24 protein-coding genes are annotated in these 20,658 nt (G+C 60.4%); 4 read left to right on the forward strand and 20 right to left on the reverse strand.

The genetic code is table 11. The features are described from left to right. Window positions 1-8 precede the first annotated feature (8 nt). The 8 genes from ACFSOZ_RS30770 to ACFSOZ_RS30805 form a co-directional block, all read right to left on the reverse strand. Complete coding sequence (locus tag ACFSOZ_RS30770) at window positions 9-530, reverse strand: hypothetical protein (protein WP_379104316.1); 522 nt, start codon at window positions 528-530, stop codon at window positions 9-11. Beyond that, window positions 499-843 carry a hypothetical protein gene (locus ACFSOZ_RS30775; protein ID WP_379104318.1) on the reverse strand — a complete coding sequence of 115 codons (345 nt, stop codon included), beginning with the start codon at window positions 841-843 and terminating at the stop codon, window positions 499-501. The genes ACFSOZ_RS30770 and ACFSOZ_RS30775 overlap by 32 nt, the downstream gene beginning before the upstream one ends. Before the next feature lie 538 nt (window positions 844-1,381). Further along, complete coding sequence (locus tag ACFSOZ_RS30780) at window positions 1,382-2,614, reverse strand: AAA family ATPase (protein WP_379104320.1); 1,233 nt, start codon at window positions 2,612-2,614, stop codon at window positions 1,382-1,384. Then, complete coding sequence (locus tag ACFSOZ_RS30785) at window positions 2,611-3,117, reverse strand: hypothetical protein (RefSeq protein ID WP_379104322.1); 507 nt, start codon at window positions 3,115-3,117, stop codon at window positions 2,611-2,613. Before ACFSOZ_RS30785 ends, ACFSOZ_RS30780 begins: the two co-directional genes overlap by 4 nt. Then, window positions 3,114-3,311 (reverse strand): hypothetical protein, encoded by a 198-nt coding sequence (locus tag ACFSOZ_RS30790; protein ID WP_379104325.1) that lies wholly within the window; start codon window positions 3,309-3,311, stop codon window positions 3,114-3,116. Before ACFSOZ_RS30790 ends, ACFSOZ_RS30785 begins: the two co-directional genes overlap by 4 nt. A gap of 1 nt (window position 3,312) precedes the next feature. Then, a complete protein-coding gene (locus tag ACFSOZ_RS30795) occupies window positions 3,313-3,501 on the reverse strand; it encodes a hypothetical protein (protein WP_379104327.1) in 189 nt (62 codons plus the stop codon). Window positions 3,502-3,896: 395 nt separating this feature from the next. Then, window positions 3,897-4,421: a hypothetical protein gene (locus ACFSOZ_RS30800; protein ID WP_379104329.1), complete on the reverse strand. Its 525-nt coding sequence runs from the start codon at window positions 4,419-4,421 to the stop codon at window positions 3,897-3,899. A gap of 116 nt (window positions 4,422-4,537) precedes the next feature. Then, on the reverse strand, window positions 4,538-5,770 hold the full coding sequence (locus ACFSOZ_RS30805; protein ID WP_379104331.1) for a tyrosine-type recombinase/integrase: 1,233 nt from the start codon (window positions 5,768-5,770) through the stop codon (window positions 4,538-4,540). A 575-nt stretch (window positions 5,771-6,345) separates the two neighbouring features. Between ACFSOZ_RS30805 and ACFSOZ_RS30810 the strand changes: the two genes are divergently transcribed. Beyond that, a complete protein-coding gene (locus ACFSOZ_RS30810; protein WP_379104333.1) occupies window positions 6,346-6,756 on the forward strand; it encodes a hypothetical protein in 411 nt (136 codons plus the stop codon). Window positions 6,757-7,465: 709 nt separating this feature from the next. Here the strand turns inward: ACFSOZ_RS30810 and ACFSOZ_RS30815 are convergent. The 10 genes from ACFSOZ_RS30815 to ACFSOZ_RS30860 form a co-directional block, all read right to left on the reverse strand. Then, window positions 7,466-7,894 (reverse strand): FkbM family methyltransferase, encoded by a 429-nt coding sequence (locus ACFSOZ_RS30815; protein WP_379104334.1) that lies wholly within the window; start codon window positions 7,892-7,894, stop codon window positions 7,466-7,468. A 21-nt stretch (window positions 7,895-7,915) separates the two neighbouring features. Beyond that, a protein-coding gene (locus ACFSOZ_RS30820) for an IS5 family transposase (RefSeq protein ID WP_379104336.1) occupies window positions 7,916-8,676 on the reverse strand; the annotation gives its coding sequence in 2 pieces (ribosomal slippage) (window positions 7,916-8,343 and window positions 8,343-8,676; 762 coding nt in all). Between the two features lie 28 nt (window positions 8,677-8,704). Next, window positions 8,705-9,157, reverse strand: a complete 453-nt coding sequence (locus tag ACFSOZ_RS30825) for a class I SAM-dependent methyltransferase (protein ID WP_379104338.1) — start codon at window positions 9,155-9,157, stop codon at window positions 8,705-8,707. A gap of 366 nt (window positions 9,158-9,523) precedes the next feature. Further along, window positions 9,524-10,582 (reverse strand): ABC transporter ATP-binding protein, encoded by a 1,059-nt coding sequence (locus tag ACFSOZ_RS30830; protein ID WP_379104340.1) that lies wholly within the window; start codon window positions 10,580-10,582, stop codon window positions 9,524-9,526. Window positions 10,583-10,621: 39 nt separating this feature from the next. Then, on the reverse strand, window positions 10,622-11,443 hold the full coding sequence (locus ACFSOZ_RS30835) for a carbohydrate ABC transporter permease (protein ID WP_056587473.1): 822 nt from the start codon (window positions 11,441-11,443) through the stop codon (window positions 10,622-10,624). After that, entirely contained in the window at window positions 11,444-12,382 is a 939-nt protein-coding gene (locus ACFSOZ_RS30840; RefSeq protein WP_379104342.1) for a carbohydrate ABC transporter permease, read from the reverse strand. It abuts the gene before it with no gap. Continuing rightward, window positions 12,382-13,719 (reverse strand): ABC transporter substrate-binding protein, encoded by a 1,338-nt coding sequence (locus ACFSOZ_RS30845; RefSeq protein WP_379104344.1) that lies wholly within the window; start codon window positions 13,717-13,719, stop codon window positions 12,382-12,384. The genes ACFSOZ_RS30840 and ACFSOZ_RS30845 overlap by 1 nt, the downstream gene beginning before the upstream one ends. Before the next feature lie 62 nt (window positions 13,720-13,781). Beyond that, window positions 13,782-14,441 carry a GntR family transcriptional regulator gene (locus ACFSOZ_RS30850; RefSeq protein WP_379104346.1) on the reverse strand — a complete coding sequence of 220 codons (660 nt, stop codon included), beginning with the start codon at window positions 14,439-14,441 and terminating at the stop codon, window positions 13,782-13,784. 22 nt (window positions 14,442-14,463) lie between these two features. After that, window positions 14,464-15,345, reverse strand: a complete 882-nt coding sequence (locus ACFSOZ_RS30855; protein WP_379104349.1) for a dihydrodipicolinate synthase family protein — start codon at window positions 15,343-15,345, stop codon at window positions 14,464-14,466. A 332-nt stretch (window positions 15,346-15,677) separates the two neighbouring features. Continuing rightward, complete coding sequence (locus ACFSOZ_RS30860; RefSeq protein WP_379104351.1) at window positions 15,678-16,460, reverse strand: hypothetical protein; 783 nt, start codon at window positions 16,458-16,460, stop codon at window positions 15,678-15,680. Between the two features lie 274 nt (window positions 16,461-16,734). Here ACFSOZ_RS30860 and ACFSOZ_RS30865 point away from each other — a divergent pair, with 274 nt between their 5' ends. Genes ACFSOZ_RS30865 through ACFSOZ_RS30875 form a run of 3 tightly spaced genes read left to right on the forward strand, consistent with a single transcriptional unit; the run spans window position 16,735 to window position 18,816 of the window. Next, complete coding sequence (locus ACFSOZ_RS30865) at window positions 16,735-17,316, forward strand: glycosyltransferase family 4 protein (RefSeq protein ID WP_379104353.1); 582 nt, start codon at window positions 16,735-16,737, stop codon at window positions 17,314-17,316. Further along, window positions 17,306-18,115, forward strand: a complete 810-nt coding sequence (locus ACFSOZ_RS30870; RefSeq protein ID WP_379104355.1) for a glycosyltransferase — start codon at window positions 17,306-17,308, stop codon at window positions 18,113-18,115. The genes ACFSOZ_RS30865 and ACFSOZ_RS30870 overlap by 11 nt, the downstream gene beginning before the upstream one ends. A gap of 2 nt (window positions 18,116-18,117) precedes the next feature. Beyond that, window positions 18,118-18,816, forward strand: coding sequence for a Stf0 family sulfotransferase (locus ACFSOZ_RS30875; protein ID WP_379104356.1), 699 nt, complete (start codon window positions 18,118-18,120; stop codon window positions 18,814-18,816). A gap of 57 nt (window positions 18,817-18,873) precedes the next feature. Here ACFSOZ_RS30875 and dprA read toward each other — a convergent pair whose 3' ends face one another. Both dprA and plsY read right to left on the reverse strand, forming a co-directional pair. Further along, complete coding sequence (dprA, locus tag ACFSOZ_RS30880) at window positions 18,874-20,007, reverse strand: DNA-processing protein DprA (protein WP_379104565.1); 1,134 nt, start codon at window positions 20,005-20,007, stop codon at window positions 18,874-18,876. A gap of 17 nt (window positions 20,008-20,024) precedes the next feature. Next, window positions 20,025-20,612 carry a glycerol-3-phosphate 1-O-acyltransferase PlsY gene (gene plsY, locus ACFSOZ_RS30885; protein WP_379104358.1) on the reverse strand — a complete coding sequence of 196 codons (588 nt, stop codon included), beginning with the start codon at window positions 20,610-20,612 and terminating at the stop codon, window positions 20,025-20,027. Between the last annotated feature and the right edge of the window lie 46 nt (window positions 20,613-20,658).

Here is a 20,658-nt window from a genome sequence, read left to right on the forward strand (position 1 = left end):
ATTGCTCATCAGAACAGTGATCCGTTGTTGTTGAGAAGCTGGCGAACCGTCCGAAGCACTTGCGCCAACGGTAGCGAGGCCCTGACCGTCGACAGCGATTCGAGACCGTTCGCGTTCGAAGCCGCCAGCAGTTCGACGGCCGCAGAATTCAGCGCTTCCATCTCGTCGAGCAGGCGGTTCATCTCCTCGCGATATTCAGCGACTGCAGCGGCAGTTTCCGTCATGGCGCGCTTGCTAAATTCCTCGCGGCGGCGAGTGCGTTCCTCGAATGCCTTCCGAGCGGCACCACGTTCGAAGGCTTCCAGTTCGGCAGTCAAACTACTGAAGATGGCTTTGTTTGAGGCGCCGCCCGCGTTCGCGGCAGCGTGGATCTGTTCCCGCAGTTCGGCCCGCCTGGTGCGGACACGATCGACCTCGGATTCGGCCAACTTCAGCACGTTCGACTTGGCTGGCAGCTTCAGGGCTTCGCGAATGCTATCGGCCTTTGCTTCCGGGGTCTCACTCGTCATCGGGAACACTCTTGCGAGCATTGGTCGGTCTCCTCGTGGCCGGCGATCGGCTTCCATCGATGTTTACCGCTGTTTCGGCAGATCCGTCCGTCACGCGTGACGCCGCCATCGCTTCAGCGACGATCAGACGGAGCGCTTTGGCGAGGATGGGAAGATCCCATGCCCGCGTCTCGTCGGCCCAGCCGTGGTCGATCGCCCAACAGACAAACTCATCGGTCGCGATGAACGGCAACACGAACTCACCGCGCCTTTCACGCCGCCGACGTCGCCGCGACCGCTCAGCAGCGAGTTCACGCTTGCGCTCTTCGCTCGATATGGTGAGGCCGGATTTCATCAGAGGACAACCGGCCGGAGGGGGGCAATCGCATCGCTAAGCCGGGCGCCGCGCAGACCGCTGCGGGGCAGAGTTGTGCTAAACCGTAACAATTTCAGTTTTTCGAAGACTAATTCTGCGCGAAACAGCCCGGCGGTCGAAGGGCAAAGGCGCTTCCTTCCCCCCTGGGAACGCTTCAATTGCCATTTTTCACGCGGCCGAAGGGGGCCCCTTGTTTTTTGATCGCGATGCGAACGAAGGCCCGGAGCGGTCCAAGGGTCGGTCGCCGGTAGAGAGTTACCCTCCCCCGGAGGGGTGGGCGCCGACGTTTCCGTCTTGGCGGCATCAACCGACACCTTCCGGTCAGACCATTTCGGCCGACTATGGCAGCGGCTGCATGGTCGGGATTTTGCCCCACCTGAAATTCCCCTGCTTAATCTGCCCCGCCACACCCCCACACCCCTATAAGGGTGGTGGTGAGGCAGTGCATTTGCCACGATTGCCACACCTTGCCCCACTACTAGGTGAGGCAGTGAGGCAGATGACGGATGATCCCTCTTCATGCCGGGTCACCGCAGGCATAGTAGCGCCGCTCATTGCGCTTGCTGTCCAGACGGGTTTCGATCGTGATGGCGCCGGTGTCCTGCCATGTGAGCAGGATGCGCTTGATCTTCGCCCTGGCGGCCCTCTGCTGGCCTGTCCGCTCGTTTGCCTTCCTGCCGGCGCCGATATCAAGGTCCAGCACTGTGGCGACGGCAGAGCCGCCCCATTCCGGCGATTGCTCGCTTTCCCGGTAGTCGCCGCTTGCAAGAGTGGCCTGGACGCGGCGGAGATGATCGACGGTCACATCATCGAACGGATTCGGCGGGGTCCATTTGTCTACCGCCGCAACATTGTCGCCGTTGGCAAGCGGCACAGACACGAGTTGATACCAATCCCGCTTGTCGGCAGGCGGCGCCATGTTTTGTTTGTCGGCGAGCATGAAGAAAAAGCGCCTGGCCTCGTCGATGCCAAGCCGTGTAGCTTCCTCTTCAGACATGCGGTTGATGACGCGGACGGCACGGCAACCGTCTACAAAGGCACTTCCGCCGCGTGCGCTCTCTGCCGAGATGGTATCGCCATTGAGCTTGCGGGCATGGTGCACCAACTCGACGGAGCAGTTGCCACGTCCGGCGACGCGGCCCCACGCCTTGACTGCGGCATCTATCGCCGCGTTGTCGTTCTCCGGCAGGCCGTGGCTGCTGACGAAAGGGTCAACAATCAATACGTCGATGCCGTTGGCGACGATCTCGGCCACCAAGGCATCAATGACAGGTTCCAGAACAGTGATCGCATCCTTGACCTTCCTGGCGATCACCAGCGGCGTGTCGCGCCCCGAGTTGACGAACATGCGGCCGGCGAGGTCTTGCGGGTTGATCTCGTGATGCACGACCGACGCGGCAAAGCGTCGTTCAACCTCTTCGGTCGGATCTTCGAGGTTCCATATCCAGGCCTTGAGCGATGTGAGTTCGGGTTTGATCCCGAGCAGGTCGCGGCCTGTCACCATCGACAGGGCTTCGGTCTGCACCACGGACGTCTTGCCCATGCCGCCAGGCGCCACGGTGCCGGTGACATACCCTCGGATGTAGTGACCACCGAACAGCCAGCAGCGCGGAGGAATGTCGGCCGGCTCGCGCCATACGAAGGGATTTGCCTTCACCAGAAAGCCACCCTTGCGTGGCTTACCGTCGTAGTCGACGAAGCGCCACGGGTCGTTATCATACTTCTCAATCGGGATTGGTGCGCCCTTCATGCTGCAGCTCTCCCGTTAGTCTGCAGCACGTACAATTCGGGCAGTTGCGGCGGGTGCATGTGTCGCCGGTACAGGAACAGCACCTTTTCATCGACAGAGACGCGCGGCGCGCCCGCGAGTCGGTCGAAGGCCCGTGTCCAGTCGAGCACCACGCATCCATCACGCTTTGCGCGGAGCCAATCAAGGGGATCCGAAAAGATGTTGAGATGGCCGTCGAATGAGTACGTCGAAGCGTTCCAAATCGCATCCTGGCCAAGAGCGAAGGCGCGACCGTCCAGCGTGGCGAGCCGGTTTGAACGCGGATGCCAAAACACCTCGTCGTCAAGTTCCTCGAACACAAACCAAAACATCCCGTTTTCTTCAGGCTCGAATCTACCGTCTGGCGCGCGTTCACCTTGGGCGAGAAGCATGGCCGACGGATTGACCATCGCCGAAGTGGTGACGCCATTCTTCAGCAGCCAGTCGATGTGAACCTGGTGTGGGGTGTCGATGGTGCTGATCATGCGGCACCGCCGATCTGGCCAAAGGCGTGTTCTGCGATGGTACGCGCCAGCGACCACGAGACGTCGAACCGCCGATGGATGCGGCGCGCTTGAAGGAGGTGCGGAAAGTGGATATCTTCCGAAGTATCGATTTTGCCGGGAAGCATGTCGAACTTTTGGAAGCCGGTCGCCCAGCCCGCGACCGGTTTTTCCATTTTAGGAGGTCGCATCGGCGCCTCCCGACTTCGAAGCCCGGATGACGGCGATTGCCTCCAGGGGCTTCAGGCCGAACCGCTCGACCAGCAGCGGTACGATCGGCTTGTGGACGCGGACGTCGGCGTGGCGCTGGCGCCATTCGGCAACCGCATCGACCATCTCGGAGGTAGGCTGGAAGAAGGCGGTCATCAGAGCGCCCCCGCGACGACAAACAGCACGAAAACCATAGCTGTAGCGGTGCCAAAGACGGGGAGGAACATCACGCGGCCCTCCGGGGGTTCGGCCTAGTCATGCGACGAGCGAGCCATTCTTTGACGGTGGGCAGGTGATAGTATTTGCGGCCTGCGATCGTGACGCTAGGCAAGCCGTCGGGGAGGTTTTCGTAGCGCGCGACGGTGCGCTCGGAAGACTTCAATTCTCCGGCGAGGCCGGGGCGGTCAATGTACTCTGCCAGTAAGCCAGAGCCTTGCATGCTGCATCTCCTTTGTTGCCATCAAACGATGGCTGGTGGACGATGCAGGACTATTTATATCGACAAAGAAGGCCGGTCTTTTCCCGTTTGTAGGGCCGGTTTCAGGAATACTTCAGGTAGCACTGGCCACAAATCTAATCGGCACGGTTTCACTGGGTCGCAGGATCGATTTCGTCGGCGACTGGCGCGTCCGTCCCGTTTCTCCCAACACTCGAAATCGGTCGACCATCGCGAGGAACGACTGCAACTCGATCGGCAGGCAAGGTATCGCCACGCTGTGCCTTGGACCGAAGGTTATGTGCGCTGCCCAGTAAGGTGCCACGCATCGATATTGTTTCCAAATCGCATTGTCGATTGTCTTAACGGAAAGGCGTTGGCGGGACTTCACAAATTCGGCAGCGATCCGTTTCTTCGTGGCCGAAAGGTCGCCGGTCCCATTCTGCAGAACGGCCTCAAGGAGAATCTGCCCGGCAATCATCCCGCACTTGAAACCTTCTTTCATTTGGCTCTCGAAATCCTTCGGCTTCGCAACGGACCGGATCAGGTTGATCAGATCTCGGCGTTCGACCATCGATTGCGGCGAGGGAAAATTCAAAATCAGATCAAGATCGGTCCTCACTGCGGCAAGGGCTCGCATCCTGAGCGACTCGTCACCAGGCCATAACATCCTGGCACCGACGGTCGCGACGTCATGGGACCTCGGCGCGACGAGGCAGTCGGCCGGAAGATCGAGAGGTAGGGGCGATCCATTGATCATGGCTTGCTATCGGCGTGTAGCGGAACAACCTCCGCGCCGTTGCCCTTGGCCGTGACGATCGCGGCAGCGCGCTCCGTCGCCTGTCGCAAAGGATCATCCATCAGATGGGCGTAGCGCGCCGTAGTGGCGGGCTGTGAATGGCCGAGCAAGGCACCGATGATCGGCAGAGATAAGCCGGCGCTGGCCAGCACGGATGCGTAGGTGTGGCGCAGATCGTGAATGCGCGCGGATGGCTTCACCGCCACCTTGTCCTTGACGATCTCGCTTTCGACGATGCCAGCGGCAACGCACGCATCCCGCCACTCGTTTTTGATCTCGACGCGGTGATCGGAGCCACGGCCGGGGAACACATAGACCGCATCGTCCTTGGCCTTTTCCCGAAGCGCGGTGAGCAGCACGCGGGCAGGGGCCGACAATGGCACCCTGTGCATGGTCTTCTGCTTTGTCGTGGCGCCTGGCTTTGTCCAGACGCCGCTGGCGAGGTCAATCTGTTCCCACTTGGCCGCTTGAACCTCGCCACGGCGCGCGCCAGTGAGCAGCAGGAGCCGGAAGATATTGGCCGCCTGTTGGTCCTCCAGCCTGGTCAGCGCCTCGGTGAGCTTCAAGAGTTCGGCCGGGGACAGATAGCGGTGGCGCTTCTGCTCGTCGTTGCGCTCAATGCCCTTGGCTGGATTGTCGGTTCGCCACCGCCATTTGATGGCGAGGCCAAACATCTTCGAAAGCACAGCCACCGTCCTGTTCGCCAGATAGGGAGCCGTCTTCGAAATCTTGCGGTGCAGGCCGTCAATGTCGGTAAACTCGACGTCGGCCACTTTCTTGTTTCTGAGGGCCGGCAAGACATGGTTCTTGATCAGGGCCTTGTAGTCGCGAGCGGTCGAATCCCGTTTCTTGGTGAGGTGTTCCTTTTCAAAGCGGTCACAGAGATCGGCGACGGTCTTTGCCTCCCGAGCGGCCGAAACCTCGCCCATAGGGTCGGCCCCGACGTCAATCTGCTTTTTTAGGCTCTTCGCCTCTTCACGGGCAGGACCGGTTTTCCAATCGGGTCGGGAGCCGATCGTATATCGCCGCTCCAGGCCGCTCCGGGTGCGGTAATTCAGGATGAACGAGCGTGCGCCGCCAGCGGTGACGCGGATGCCGAAGCCCTTCACGTCGTCGTCATAGGTGATCTTGTTGCCGGTAGACGGAAGGGGCAGTTTGTCGACGATGGTATCGGTGAGTTTCAGAGACATGTCCGGTTCTCGTGTCCGCACTGTGTCCGTCCAATAAACGGACGTTCATATGCGGGCATTGTCGCATAGTGTCATGATTTGTCAAAACATGTCACTTACGAATCAACAACTTAATGAGCGGACACGACAAATTCTGAACGAAAGCAATGGCTTGGCAAAACGGCTCGGAATGAACTTTTAATCAGTAGGTCATGGGTTCGAATCCCATCGCGCTCACCAAATAATCAAGCAAAACCAATCGGATAATATTTCGGGTATTAAACTGGTGAGGCGGTCAGTTTGCTCCGGCTAACTGGCGGCTAACAAAAAAGCCCGCCACCGTCAGGCAGCGGGCCGTTTCGCCAAAGAACCGGTGGTTAGAATTTCTTGTCGCCGTTTGGTGCGCGGCAGACTCTCGCACGTTGCATGGCCGGTTCCTCCTATCTTGAAGGATCGCCGCTGTCCCGTTCCCGGTCTTTGATTTGGATTGCATTTCTATTTTAGGAAACCCTAATATCGCTCCGACGATGTCCGATGAGAATCATTGACGCATAGCAAAGCGACATTGAAATCAGGATTTTTGGGAGGGAAGTGTCGTGCCTAAGGTTTCGGATCTCTTTTTTAAAACGGCTGTCGTGTGGTTCATCCTGGGGATCGGCGCCGGCTTGCAAATGGCCATCTCCGGCGATCATGGTTCCTTCCCGGCCCATGCTCACATCAATCTGCTCGGATGGGTCACCAGTGCAATATTCGGCGGGTACTACGCGCTTAACCCGGCCAAGGCAGAGCGGAAAATCGCAATGATCCACTACGGCCTCTATAACGTCGGATTGGTGATCATGCTGCCGGCGCTGTATCTCATGCTGCATGAAGGCTATACAGCGCTTGAGCCTGTCGTCGCTGCCGGCTCGCTTATGGTGGCTGCTGCTGTGCTGATATTTGCCTTGGTGGTTTTCTCAAGCGCAGGCGTACGCTCGGCGTCTGCGCTATCGGCAGCTACGCGCTGACTAGGCGAGGCTCGAATGAAAAGCCGCCGTACCGTGAGGCAGCGGGCCACTGGGTCGGCTTTGGACCCGGTAGTGCGGGTCGGCGATAAACCCACGCCGTTAGGTGCGCTCCTCGCTCAAGGTTTCTTCCGGCATATCGCCGACGTCTTGTAGGTGGTGGCCGACCTGTCGGTCATGTCTGCCTCTGGTTAGTGTTAAAGAAGCCCGCGCCTCTGGCGGAGAACGCGGGCCGATCGGAGGTCCGATCTTCGGCAGGTGATGGGGGGCATCGCCTACCGCCAGGCAGAAACAATCAGAGGTCTCTTATATTCCGCTGGCGTCTGCTATTCATCGTCGTTCGAAAGTCGGCTTCCAGTCGCGATTGCGCTTCGCTTGGATGCCCTGGTAATCGGGTATGACTGCAAAGAACACTGGCCTGCGCTTGCGGCCGGCTGCCTTGCAATCCGAGTATCCGAACGGGCCGACCCGATCCCAGTGCATCGAACCATGATCGGCGCCGAGCCGTTCTACCAGAGCCTGGATATTCGAGCTTTGTCATTTTGCAGCACGCCGGGTGCCCGAATGGACATACATCGTTTCGCGGGCGGCCAGAGTGTCGGCCAGGGTCTTTGGGGCATGGCGATCTCCGTTGAAAGGGGTCGCCGCAGAAGGATTATATTCCTGATCTCGATGACGCTGGCAAGCAAATCTAATTCTGCGCAAAACGCTCCTATTGCGCTGACTTGGCTGTCCTTCGTCCTGGCGTTCGCCGTGAAACCGCTTCAGGTGCTAGAAGTTCCGACGATATGAATATCAGGTTCTCGCCGTTCACCAGGCTGTCGATGCTCCTTCCGCCAAACAACGAGTACACGAAAGTGAGGCAGCCTCGGCCGGGAAACATAAAGTCGTGCGGTTCGACGATAATGCACGGCACATCCTTGAGGACCTTGCCGCAGTCACGCGTTGCCTCCAGTTCCGCGCCTTCAATGTCCATTTTCAGCATCAACAATTTTGTCCTGGGCAATTTGGCAAGAAGGCTCCGCAAGGTGACCGACGGAACACCTCGCCCGTCTGATACGGCCCGTGCCCACGAAGGGCGCTCGCTGTTGGCAAGTGCAACCTCACCGTCGTGGCTCCAGAGTGCGCCGTAGACAGGCATGATCTGCTCTAGGCTCAGGACTCATTGATTGATCCAGAAGATGACTGTGGCTGCGATGCAGATGGCAGACATGAAGGTGTGCGCACAGCGGTCATAGCGAGTGTGGATGCGCCGCCAATCCTTGAGCCTGCCGAACATGTTCTCGATCTTGTGGCGCTGTCGATAGAGTGCGGCGTCGTGCGGGATCGGCACCTTTCGATTGACCTTTGACGGGATGCAGGCGGCGATCTTGCGTTCAGCAAGGGCGGCGCGGAACCAGTCGGCGTCATACCCCCTGTCTGCGAGCAAGGCTTTGGCCCTGGGCAAAGCGTCGATCATGAGGGCAGCGCCTTTGTAGTCGCTCATCTGCCCCTCACTCAGCAGCATCACCAGCGGTCTGCCTTTGCCGTCGCAGACGGCGTGTAGCTTCGAGTTCAGGCCGCCTTTGGTGCGTCCGATACGTCGGGGAACAGCCCCTTTTTGAGCAGGCTTGCTGCCGTCCGGTGGGCTTTCAGGTGGGTCGCATCGATCATCAGTTGGTCGGGTTTCCCGCCCTTCGCCGCGAGCGCCGCGAAAATCTTGTTGAATACGCCCAGCCTGCTCCAGCGAATGAAGCGATTGTAGATCGTTTTGGGTGGGCCATATTGCGCAGGCGCATCGCGCCACCGCAGGCCATTCCTGATCACAAAAATGATGCCGCTGATGATCCGACGATCATCAACACGAGGCACTCCGTGCGACAACGGGAAATACGGCTCGATGCGGCGCATCTGCGCTTCCGACAGCCAGATCAAATCACTCATGACAGCGTCTCCTTGCGCCGCCATTGAATCAACCGATCGCTATCTCCGCAAGCAATTTAATAGGTCCTGAGCCTAGACCGTCGCAGTTCGATATCAGCACTTCATAAGCTTGGCGGTCCGGCTCGATAGCTATCACTATGGCATCAGGATACTGGTCTCTAAGGAAAATCGGCGAGTAGCCAACATTCGCGCCCGCATCCACGACAACGGGTATGAACCCCCTTTGCCTCCATGCTGTCGCGAGCCGGTTAAGCGCGCTTTGGCCTGCTTTTCCGATTTCATATTCGCAATGCCCAAAAACCTGGGAGATGACAAACAAGTCGCTGTCGGTAGGCCTGATCAGCAATTCATGATTGCCACAGCGAACTTTCATCGCCGATCCGATTCCCAGGGCGCGGCGAAGCAGTACCGAGACTGATTTCTTCCACCCGATGGCGCGCACGAGGCCATCGATATGATAGAGCTTTGAGTAGTAGCTCAATTCTTAATCCTAACGCCGAGGGGCGCAGCAACGGCCGGTAGCGGGTATTTATGCGCTATTGCTAATATAATGGAAACACATCCAATTGGACGAAGCGGTCGCCGTCGGCCGCGATTCAATTAGCATGCGCTAAAGGAGCGCATGGGGCTTGGATGGACATTGATGTCTCTCTCGAGGAAGCGTGTTTAGCTGATAGCCGCAATGGCTACAGTGGTGCAGGTGCCGACCAGCATCGCGGCATAAAGTGCGTGCATAGTGATGAAAGCCTTAGGTGTGCGGTTTTCCAGGGTCTTTTAATCAGTAGATCATGGTTCGAACCCATCGTGCTCACCATTGTTTCGGGTTTATTCAAGCCCGTGGCCAATCCTACAGTCGCCTACCGGTTTTGGCGTCGAATAGATGAGCGCAGGCGCGGTCGATCTCGATGCGCACCTGCTCGCCCTGCTTCAGCACAAGCCGCTCGCGGAAAAGGCAGGAGATCTCTTCGCCACCACAATCCACCTTGGCAAAGATTTCCGAACCCGTCGCTTCCAGAAGCGTGATCTTGCCTGGGATGCCCTGGGCCGTCGCACGGATATGTTCCGGGCGGATACCGTAGACCAGGTCGCCCCCTGAAGCATGCGCCGGGTGGATGCCTTCCGGTAAAGGCAGCGTCAGTCCGCTGGTGCTGCGGAACACGCCTTCCTCGATACGGCCGGCAATGAAGTTCATGGCGGGCGAGCCGATGAAGCCGGCAACGAAGAGATTGGCCGGGTGGTCGTAAAGGTCGAGCGGCGCGCCGATCTGCTCGACAAGACCGTCGTGCAGCACGACGATCTTGTCGGCCATGGTCATGGCCTCGATCTGGTCATGCGTGACATAGATGGTGGTGGTGCCCAGCGGCTGGTGCAGCGCCTTGATTTCACCGCGCATCTGGACGCGCAATTTGGCGTCGAGATTGGACAGCGGTTCATCGAACAGAAAAACCTGCGGGTCGCGCACGATCGCACGGCCCATGGCGACGCGCTGGCGCTGGCCGCCGGAAAGCTGGCGAGGGTAGCGGTCAAGCAGCTTGTCCAGGCCGAGAATGCCGGCGGCCCTGCCGACGCGGCTGGCGGTGTCGGCCGGATCGGCTTTCTTGATCTTCAGGGCAAAGCCCATATTGTCGGCCACCGTCATATGCGGATAGAGCGCGTAGTTCTGGAACACCATGGCGATGTTCCGGTCCCGTGCCCGCAGATTGTTGACGATGCGGTCGCCAATGGCGATTTTGCCGCCCGAGATCGTTTCAAGTCCGGCGATCATGCGCAGCAGCGTCGACTTTCCGCAGCCCGACGGGCCGACCAGGATGACGAACTCGCCATCTGCGATATCGACGCTGACGTCGTGAATGATCTTGCTGGCTCCGAAGGCCTTCTGCACGTTGTTGATTGTGACCGATGCCATTGGGGTTTCCTCGAAAAGAGTGTGATGTCGGACCGTGCCTCAGCCGCCCTTGACGGCGCCGGCGGTCAGTCCCGCGACGATCTGCCTTTGTGCGAACATGGTCAGAACCAGCACCGGCAACGTCACCACAAGTGCCGCGGCGGCGAGCGGCCCCCAGCTCACCTGCTCGTAGGAGAGCATGTTGTAGACGGCGACCGGCAGCGTGCGCGTCTCACGGCTGGCGAGCACCACGCCGAAGACGAAATTGTTCCATGAGAAGATGACCGACAGGATGAAGGCGACGACGATCCCCGGCTTGGCGATGGGCAACGCGACCAGCCGGAACACCTGCCAGGAGCTGGCGCCATCGATGTTGGCCGCCTCTTCCAGCTCCATAGGCGTGGTCTCGAAATAGCCTATCATCACCCAGACCACGATTGGCACGGTCACCACCAGATGGATGATGATCTGCGGCCATAGCGTGCCGAGAATCCCGACCCATTGGAACAGCAGGAACAGCGGGATGAGATAGGAAAGTCCCGGTGTCATGCGGGCGATCATGATGACGACCGCCGACCGTTCGGCCTTGAGCCGTGCGATGCCATAGCCGGCCGGCACACCGATCAGCAGCGCCAGCAGCGTCGCCGTGCCTGTCACCAGAACTGAATTCCAGAGATAGAGCAGGAAATTGTTCTCCTCGAAAACCTTTGCATAGTTCGACCAGGCGAGGTGTTCGGGGATCAGGATCGGCGGATAGGCGCCGTTGTCGATCTCGAATTTCAGCGACAGCGAGATCATCCAGAGGAAGAACAGGATCGCCGGCGAGACAAAGACCAGAGCCGCGAAAAACAGCCCGATCTGGTTGAGCAGCCGTGAACTCATCTATTTGCCCTCCACGCCGATCCACTGGGAGCGCTGGCGCAACATCAGCAGGATGAAGGACAGGGCGATGATGACGATGAAGAAAACCACAGCCATGGCCGAGCCATAGCCGATGTCGTAGTAGGAGAAGGCGGTGTTGTAGAGGTAGATATTGATCGTCTCCGAGGCCGTGCCTGGGCCGCCCTGGGTCATGGCGTAGATAATGTCGAAGCTCTTCAGCGCATCGATGGTGCGGATTATGACCGCGATCATCAGGAACGGCGCGATCATCGGCAGTGTGAGGTAGCGGAATTGCTGCCAGGCATTGGCGCCGTCGATTTCGGCGCTCTCGAACGGCTCGCGCGGCACGGACGCCAGGCCGCCCAGCACGATCAGCATCACCAGCGGCGTCCACTGCCACGTCTCGACCGCAACCAGCGAAGGGATGACCGTGTTGGCGTTGAAGATCCATTCCTGCGGCGGGATGCCGACCAGCGACAGAAGGTAGTTGAGGACGCCGAGCTGGGGATGGAACATCATCGTCCAGACCAGCGCCACGGCGACCGGCGTTGCCATCATCGGCATCACGAAGACGCCGCGCAACAGGCCGCGCAGCGGGAACCTGGCGTCGAAGATCAGGGCGGCGACGGTGCCGAGGATCATCGGCGCGGCAACCGAGAGGAAGGTGTAGGTCAAGGTATGAAAAAGCGATTCCCAGAAGCGTTGGTCGACAGCCAGCCGCAGATAATTCTCCATCCCGGCAAAGCTTCGCGACTGGCCGAGCGTCCAGCGGTTGACGCTCATCCACAGTGTGAAGGCCCAGGGAAAGACGATCACGGCGCCGACGACGATGAGCGCCGGAATGACGAAGGGCCAATAGTTGGGAGCCAGCCGGATCGCCTGGCTCCCTTCGATGGCTTGCGTCGTCACCCCGGTGCGTTCTGGGGTGGTGGCGGACATCAGCCTTGCTCGCTCCTGTCGAGGACCGGCTGGAATTGTTCGGTGGCTTTCTTCAGCTCTTGTGCCGGATCAGCACCGGCGATCATGTTGGTCAGAGCGACACCATAGATGTCACGGAACTCGGTGACCGGGATGATGACCGGCAGCGACAGCCGGCTGACATTGCCGGAGCCGACCACCGCATCGAGCCAGCTTGCCGGCATGGTGACGCCTTCGCGTACCTTTGGATCTTCAAGCACCGATTTGCGGAACGGTACGCCGGCGCCTGCCTGCAGCAAGCGTGCGCCCATGGCCGGCGACACTGCCCACTGACAGAACAGATAGGCGGCCTCCTTCTTCTCGCTGGCGGCCGTCACGCCGATGCCGTCGCCAAAGGTGCCCGCGGCGTGCGCCTTGGGCCCCTTGGGCATGACGCCGTAGCCGACCTTGCCGACCACCCGCGACTTTTCCGGATTTTCCATCGGCGGGGCAAAGCCCACGCCGTCGAACCACATGCCGATCTTGCCTTGCAGGAAGGCGGACTGCGCTTCGGCCCAATTGAAGCCGGTGACGCCTGGAGGCGCGGACTTGGTCATCAGCCGCTGGTAGAGGCCGGCGGCCTCGATCGCCTCGGGCGATTCCGTGCGCAGCTTGCCCTGGCCGTCGAGTGGCGTCATGTCGTAGCCGAGCATGAGTGACGTCCACACCGGCGTGTTGGCGTTCTTGATGCCGCGGGCGACGAAACCGTAGGTGTTGGTCGAGGGGTCCGTCAGCGCTTCGGCGGCGGCCACCAACTGCTCGAACGTCTCCGGATATTTCAGGCCCTTGGCCTCGAACAGCTCCTTGTTCCAGTAGAGGATCCAGTAATCGACCGAGAAAGGCAGCGAGCGCAGCACGCCCTTGCCGTCCTTGGCGAACAGCATGCCGGCATCGGCGAAATCGCTTTCGACCAGCCCCGGATCGGTCAGCGTGGGGTCGGCGAGATAGCCGGCGATGTCGGCCAGCCAGCCGCCTTTTTCGAACTGCCGCTTCTGGACGTGGTAGCTCAGATGCACGACGTCGAAGCTCGGCTTGCCGGAGCTCAGCTCGATCACCGTCTTCTGGCGCTGCTGCTGTTCGGGCGTTGCCTCGGCATTGACCTTGATCCCAGTCAGTTCCTCGAACTCGGCGAGATATTTTATAAGGGTGTCACTGCGGGGGCTTTTGACCAGATTGACGTCGAGTGTCGTACCGGCAAAGCGTTTCCAGTCGACACCGGCGGCAAAGCCCGGGCGAACGCCTGCAAGTCCGGCGGCGGCAAGTGCCGCGGTTCCCTGGAGGAGTTGCCTCCTGGTTGGGTTGAACAGATTGGACGACATTTCTTCCTCCCGGTTGCTGTCGTTGTGGATTGCGCCGCGACCGCGGCGCGGCTCATGCTTCCTCAGATTTGCAGCGCCAGCCGGCGCGCCTTGTCGATATGCAGGCTGATCGCCTCGACCGCTTTCTGCGGCTCGCGGCTCTCCATGGCTTCGATGACCGCGAGGTGCTCGCGCATGACCGGCACGACGCGCCCGTCGATGCGGAAGCGCTCCTGATGGATCAGCCGGATCTTCACCGAGTTGACCAGATAGGCCTTGGCGATGATCTCGTTGCCCAGCGCATCGATGAAGGTGTCGTGCATCGCCCAGTCGATGTTCTGGGCCCTGGCTTCCATTTCGGGCGTCGGCGCCTGCGACAGGGCTTGCGCGAGCATCTCCTCATGCTCGCGCCGCAGGCGAGCAAGTTCGTCATCGGAAGCGCTGGCGGTGAACAGCGCCACCGCTTCGCGCTCCATGAACAGGCGGAACTGAAAAGCCTCGCGGATCAGGCTGATGTCGATATGGGCGATCTGCATGCCGCGCTGCGGGATCGTCGTCAGAAGTCCTTCGGCCTCGAGACGCGGCACGATTTCGCGAATGGCACCGAGCGGCAATCCGGTGAAGGCAACCAGTTCGCGTTGCGACACGAACTGGCCCGGCAGCAGGTCGCGGGCCAGCAAATGCCGCGTGAAGCTGGCATAGGCTTTTTCCCTGAGGGTGGTCGGTTCGCTGCCGTCTTCCATTTCAGCGCGCTTCCTTTGCCGGTCAGGCCGCTTCCGTTGCAAACAGCCTGTCATAGGCGGCTGCAAGCTGCTGTTGCCCCTGCGAAGCGATCGGCTCCAGCGGCGGACGGACCGCCAGCCAGCGCTCGTCGCCGGTCTTGCGCGCCACCATGACCTTCACCGCTGGCGTGACCGGATATTTGAGCAATTCGAGCACGAAGGTCTCGACGCGGGCATCGTCGCGTCCATCGGCCATGGCGCGAACCTCGCTCGTTGCGAAATTGGCCATGCCGGAGATTGCGCCTTGAGCACCAATTCGCACCGCTCGTGCCAGATGCCGCTCGTCACCGATCAGGATCACCAGATCACGATGAGCCCCGAGCAGTGCCGCGCTGTGGTCCCAGTCTCCACCGGAATCCTTGACGCCGGCGACCACGTCCGGAAAGGCCGTGCGCAACCGGCCGATCAGGCCAAGCGAGAGTTGCACCATCGTGACCGAGGGAATGTTGTAGAGGAGCACGCCACGGGCGAGGGGACCAAGCGCGGCAAAGACAGCGGAAAACCAGCCGAAAAGACCATCTTCACCGACATTCTTGAAGTAGCTCGGCGGCGCGAGGAGAATGTTGCGGGCGCCGTGTTGCAACGCATGCCGGGCCTGTTCGGCGGCGTCTTCGGCTGCATCGACCAGCACGCCGGCAACAAGCTGATGCGGCAGAATCCCGGCGGCCAGCATGGCTTCGGTCACCGCCCGCCGCTCCACGGCACCCACCGAAGCGCCTTCGCCCGTGGTGCCGAAAAGCGTCACGCTACCGCATCCCTCGGCCAGACAGCTCTTGGCCTGGGCGACCATGGGGGAGATGGCGATCTGCCCGGAGGCATCAAAAGGCGTGGTAAGGGCAGCTGAAAGGCCAAAGCGTGATGTCACCGGCAAGTCTCCGAAAAGAAGTTCGCTGGCAGTGATATCTCACTAACATGTCAGTTGTAAATCAGGCTGGCCAAATTTTTTTGCAATGAGGGGTTCGCACACCGCCCCTTAGCCGGATCTGCTTTTTCGAGCCCCGCAGGAGCGTGCAGCCCGCCCAAGAGGCGAGCGCGAAAAGTTGACTGGCGATGCGATTGCCGAGGCGGGCGGTTTGCAAGACCGCTAGAACCTCAGAATCCCGTCCATCGCGATAGTGGTGAGTAAGTGATGAGCTCGATCCCATCGCCCTCACCATCGTTTCACAATCGGCGCAGGTATAGGTCGAGATCTCGTGGCTAGGCCCTAGAAAGCAGGCGCCCGACTTTACGCGACGCGTGGTTTCGGTCGCTTTCCGACATGAGCTGCCGGGCCACCGGCTGCACATTTTCCCTGTAGGTGATGCATCTGTCGTAAAGTTTGTTCGCCACGCGCTCTTTGCCGATTCGCTCCCACTCCGGCGTCCAGGGCACATCCCAGTCAAAGAGCTGCGAGATGAGACGTTCCCTGTCGAAGCACTGCGGATCCCGATCCAAAATCTGACGGGCTTCATCCGCCAATGGCGTGTAGGCTTTGACCGCAGCCATCTTTCTGGCGCGAGCAGCCGGATCCAGTTGAATTTCTACCTCGACAACCCCCGACACATTGGGAACCGCGGCGGAGCAAAGCTGCTTGCGCCCGGGCTTTGTGCCTTGCAGAAGCCTGTTGAGAGCATTGCCGAATGCGTAGGCCAGATCGTGCATCGGATTGTAGCCATCGACCGCGTCCGAGACGACTTGCACGTCCTGCATATCAGACACATCGACACTGATTCTCGTCAGCACGTCGGCAAAGATGCCACTGTCCCCAGTCAACAGCGCTTTATACCAGGCAGCGTCCGGGATATCGCCGAACACCGCCCCCGCGGTTGCGCCAGCAGCCTCCACCACGTCGCGAGAATATTGGGTTCGGGCAGAGTGGCGACCGCCTGAGCCATCCGTCAAAAGGTAGATTCGGGGTTTCTTGAGCTCAAGCCAGTGATTAATCCTGAGCTCATGCCCTGGATGTGCAAGGATCAGCACATGCTGCAACTTTTCGGACAAGCAACGGCTCCAATCCAGGTTTTCGGCATACGTCCGCGTTTTGATTGTATCTAAGGCGACCGGGCGTCAAAGGCTTCCCTAATATTGGGACAGGCGCCGGTCATTTTTGCACAAACTTGTCTGGTCGATGTCTTCAAACTAAGAACGCTGCCTAGCACCTGTTATCCTCGCCGCCAATGCGGAGATTGTGAAACAGGCAGGAGGCGGCATTTTGCGGGTTCTCATTACCAATCTGTTCGTGTCGCAGAACAGCGGCACCGAAGCCGTTGTCGAATTGCTGGCCGACGGGCTTCGCGGCGCCGGTCATCAAACCATGGTGCTGGCTCCAACTCTTGGCGATATGGCCGACAGAATGCGCCGCCGCGGACATCATGTGGTCGACCGGATTGCGGAGATCGTCGAAAAGCCCGACATCATCCATGGCCAGCATTTGACGCCTTGCCTGACGGCGCTGGCGCGGTTTCCCGATGTGCCAGCCGTGTTTTCCTGCCACAGCGCATTCTTCGAGGTCGAAGCTCCCATGCTTCATCCGCAGATACGCCGCTGGATCGCGGTCGACGAGGCGTGCAAGGCCAAATGCCTGTCACGCGGTGTACCGGCGGACAGGTTGGACCTCATCTACAACGCGGTCGACCTTGACCGTTTCAAGCCCCGCCTGCCGCTGCCTACCCGACCCGCCAGAGGGCTGCTGCTGACCAAGAATTTCGACCACCAGCAGGCCGTGCGCGAAGCCTGCTCGAAAAGCAACGTTCACCTGGATGAGTTGGGTCCGGCTACGGGACGCTTTTTCCCATCAACTCGAAAGGGATTTGCTCGAATACGACATAGTGTTTGCAACAGCCCGCATGGCCATTGAAGCCGCCGCCGTGGGGTGCTCGGTCGTCGTCTGCGACGCGCGTGGCATCGCCGGCCTGCTGGATACGGCAAACATGAAGGCATGGCGGCAAATGAACCTTGGGGTTGGTCTTCTGACCAAGCCGGTCACCGCCGAGAATCTGATGGAAGCGATCTCGCGGTTCGATGCCGACGATGCCGCGAAGGTTTCGGCCTATTTTCGTGAAGTGGCTGGTATCCCGCACTTCGTTCAAGAGCATCTCAGGGTCTACAACGAGGCCATTGCGGCCGATACGGACACGACCGCTGACGAACGGTCACTGGCCACAGCGTGCTGGATCGAGGAAATCGGCGTGTCGCATCCGTCGCGCAGATGGGCCGCCATCGTGAAGGAGATGCACGGATGGCAGACTTCGCCAGACCAGGCTGCGCTTGTGGAATTGCTGCGATCAAACACAAAAACGCTGGAAAGCAATGCCGCATCGTTGATGGAGCTTGGCGAGCAGGTCAAAGCCATTGGACCCGAAATTGCAAAAACTGGTCCGATCCTTGATGTCTCCGCTTCGCTCGACAGGGTAGCCCATGACAGTCAGGCCAGATTGCATCGGCTTGAAGAGCAGCTATCCGGCCTTTCAAACTCTGTCGTCGATAGCTCCGCTTCGCTCAACCGCGTGGCCCACGATAGCCAGGCTGCATTGCATCGAATTGACGAGGAGCTTTCGAGCCTTTCAAATTTCGTCAACGAGAGCAAACGACTCTACAACGGCATGATCCCGCTGTTCATGAGAAAAATGTTTCTTCGGGCTCGCGGGCGAGGCTGAAGGTGTCCGACGACGTACGCGGCTACTCAATTTGCACATCGCCGAGATCTGGCAGCAACTTCCTGGGACTGCATCTCAGTGGCACCGGTGTGCTCGGACACCCGCTTGAGTATTTCAATTGGAGGGGGCGCCGATTTTTCGACGATCCCAACTTTCCTGAAGATGTGGCCGGGCAGGTCGAGAAAATTCTGACCGTCGGGGCCACGCCCAACCATATATACGGCCTGAAAATATTCGCTCACCAGCATGATTGGATTTCAAGCGAAATAGGCTGGTTCGACGCGCTTCCGAATCTTCGGTTCATCTTTCTTTCAAGGCGGGACCTTCTCGGTCAGGCAATATCCTGGGCGAGAGCCCTCCAGACCGGTCAGTTCCGGTCGACTCAACCGGTGAGCCAAGAGGCGGTTTTCGATGCCGAGTTGATTCAGCGGCAACTTGATGCGCTGGTCCGGGAAACGGCGCGTTGGGAGATGTTCTTTGCCCGGACCGGGATTTGCCCTCTCAGGCTCGACTACGAGACGGTGGCGGCGAATCCACGGGGTGCTGTCCGTCAAGTCGCCGACATGATGGGTGTGACGCTCCCGCGCAGCCCAGATTCCATCAGCATCGCGATCCAGCAACAGCGCGACTCAATCAGTCTCGAATGGGCCGATCGTTTCAGGCGTGAGCGCGGTAATCCAAATATGCTGGACCTTGTATAGAGCTGCCTGCATGCGGCGGTGACGAGTGTCGAATGGATCAGGGATCGACGCGGCCCCTCAGGAACCTTCGAACACCAGCGAAACATGACCGCCGGCATGGCGCTCGAGCCGGCCGGCGAGGTCAAGTTCCAGCAGCACCATGAACACCTGGGCCGGATGCAGGCCGGTGTGCCGGATGATCTCGTCGACCGACACTGGCGTCGGGCCGAGCGCCTCGATGACGCTGGCGCGGTCGCTTTCGCCGGGTGGCGGTGTGGCCGAGAAATCGGGCGGGTCTTGAAACGGCGGCACATCCGGCGCCCGCATACCCGTCAGTGGCGCAATGGCGTTGGAAATGTCGGCCGCTTCCGTCACCAGCGTGGCGCCGTCTTTGAGCAGGCCGTTGGTGCCGGCGGCGCGCGGATCGAGCGGGGAGCCGGGCACGGCGAAGACCAGCCGTCCCATCTCCCCGGCAAGCCTGGCGCTGATCAGCGAGCCCGAACGTTGCGCTGCCTCGACCACCACCAGCCCAAGGGCTGCGCCCGCGACAAGGCGGTTGCGGCGCGGAAAGTCCTCGGCGCGCGGCTGCCAGCCGAAGGGCATTTCCGAAATCACGGCGCCGCGCTCGGCAATGTCCTCGCACAGGCCGGCATTTTCAGGCGGGTAGGGCAGGTCGAGGCCTCCGGCCAGCACACCGATCGTGCCGGTCAACAGACTGCCCTGATGCGCCGCCGTGTCGATTCCGCGCGCCAGCCCCGAGACGATGCCATAGCCGTCGCGGCCAAGGTCGGCCGCCAGCATGCGCGCCATCTTGATGCCGGCCAGCGATGCGTTGCGCGCGCCGACGATGGCGACCCCCGGCAGTCTGAACACGGCGGCGTTGCCCTTGACCGCCAACAGCGGCGGCGGATTGTCCATGCTGCGCAACAGCGGCGGATAGTCGGGTTCGCCGATGCCGACAAAGCGCGCGCCAGCCTTTCGGGCTGTCTCCAATTCGGCCTCGATTTCGGCAACGGAAGGGATGCGGGCAATGCGATTGGCGCCGCCCGAAATCATCAATTCCGGAAGTATCTCCAGCGCCACCTCGGCCGAACCGAAGCGATTGATCAGGTCGCGGAAGGAGGCGGGGCCGACATTCTGGGTGCGGATCAGCCGCAGCCAGCTCAGCCGCTGCCGGTCGCTGAGGCGCGGCCCGGCGGCAGGTTCGCTCACCCCGGTGGGGCGATCGCTCACCCCTTGGCTCCGATCTTGCCCTCGGTGCCGGCAAGCAGGCGCGAAATGTTTTCCCGATGCTTGATGAAGACAATGACGCTCATCGCCACGAACAGGGCGGCAATCTGCGGTGTGCCCAGGACGTAGAGGGCGACCGGCACGATGACAGCCGCTGTCAGGGCTGCCAGCGAGGAATAGCGGAAGAGGAATGCCATCACCAGCCAGACGACGGCGAAGATCAGCGCCACCTGCCAGGCCAGGCCGATCAGCACGCCGAGATAGGTGGCAACACCCTTGCCGCCCTTGAACCCCAGCCATGCCGGAAAGAGATGGCCGAGAAAGGCGCCAAGACCGGCCCAGATCGCCATTTCGGGTGCGAAATGCCCGGCAATCAACACGGCGGCCGTACCCTTGAGCGCATCGAGCAGCAGCGTCGCGGCGGCAAGCCCCTTGTTGCCGGTGCGCAGAACATTGGTGGCGCCGATATTGCCGGAGCCAATCTTGCGCACATCGCCAAGGCCGGCGGCGCGCGTCAGCAGCAGCCCGAATGGAATCGAGCCCAGGAGATAGCCGAACACCAGCGCTGGGATGAGGCTGTAAGTCATTGTTTCCCCCCGTTTCCCCAGACAGGCCAGATCAGGCGCGGTGCGC

It is taken from the genome of Mesorhizobium newzealandense (assembly GCF_042682145.1).
GTDB classification, from domain to species: Bacteria; Pseudomonadota; Alphaproteobacteria; order Rhizobiales; family Rhizobiaceae; genus Mesorhizobium; species Mesorhizobium newzealandense.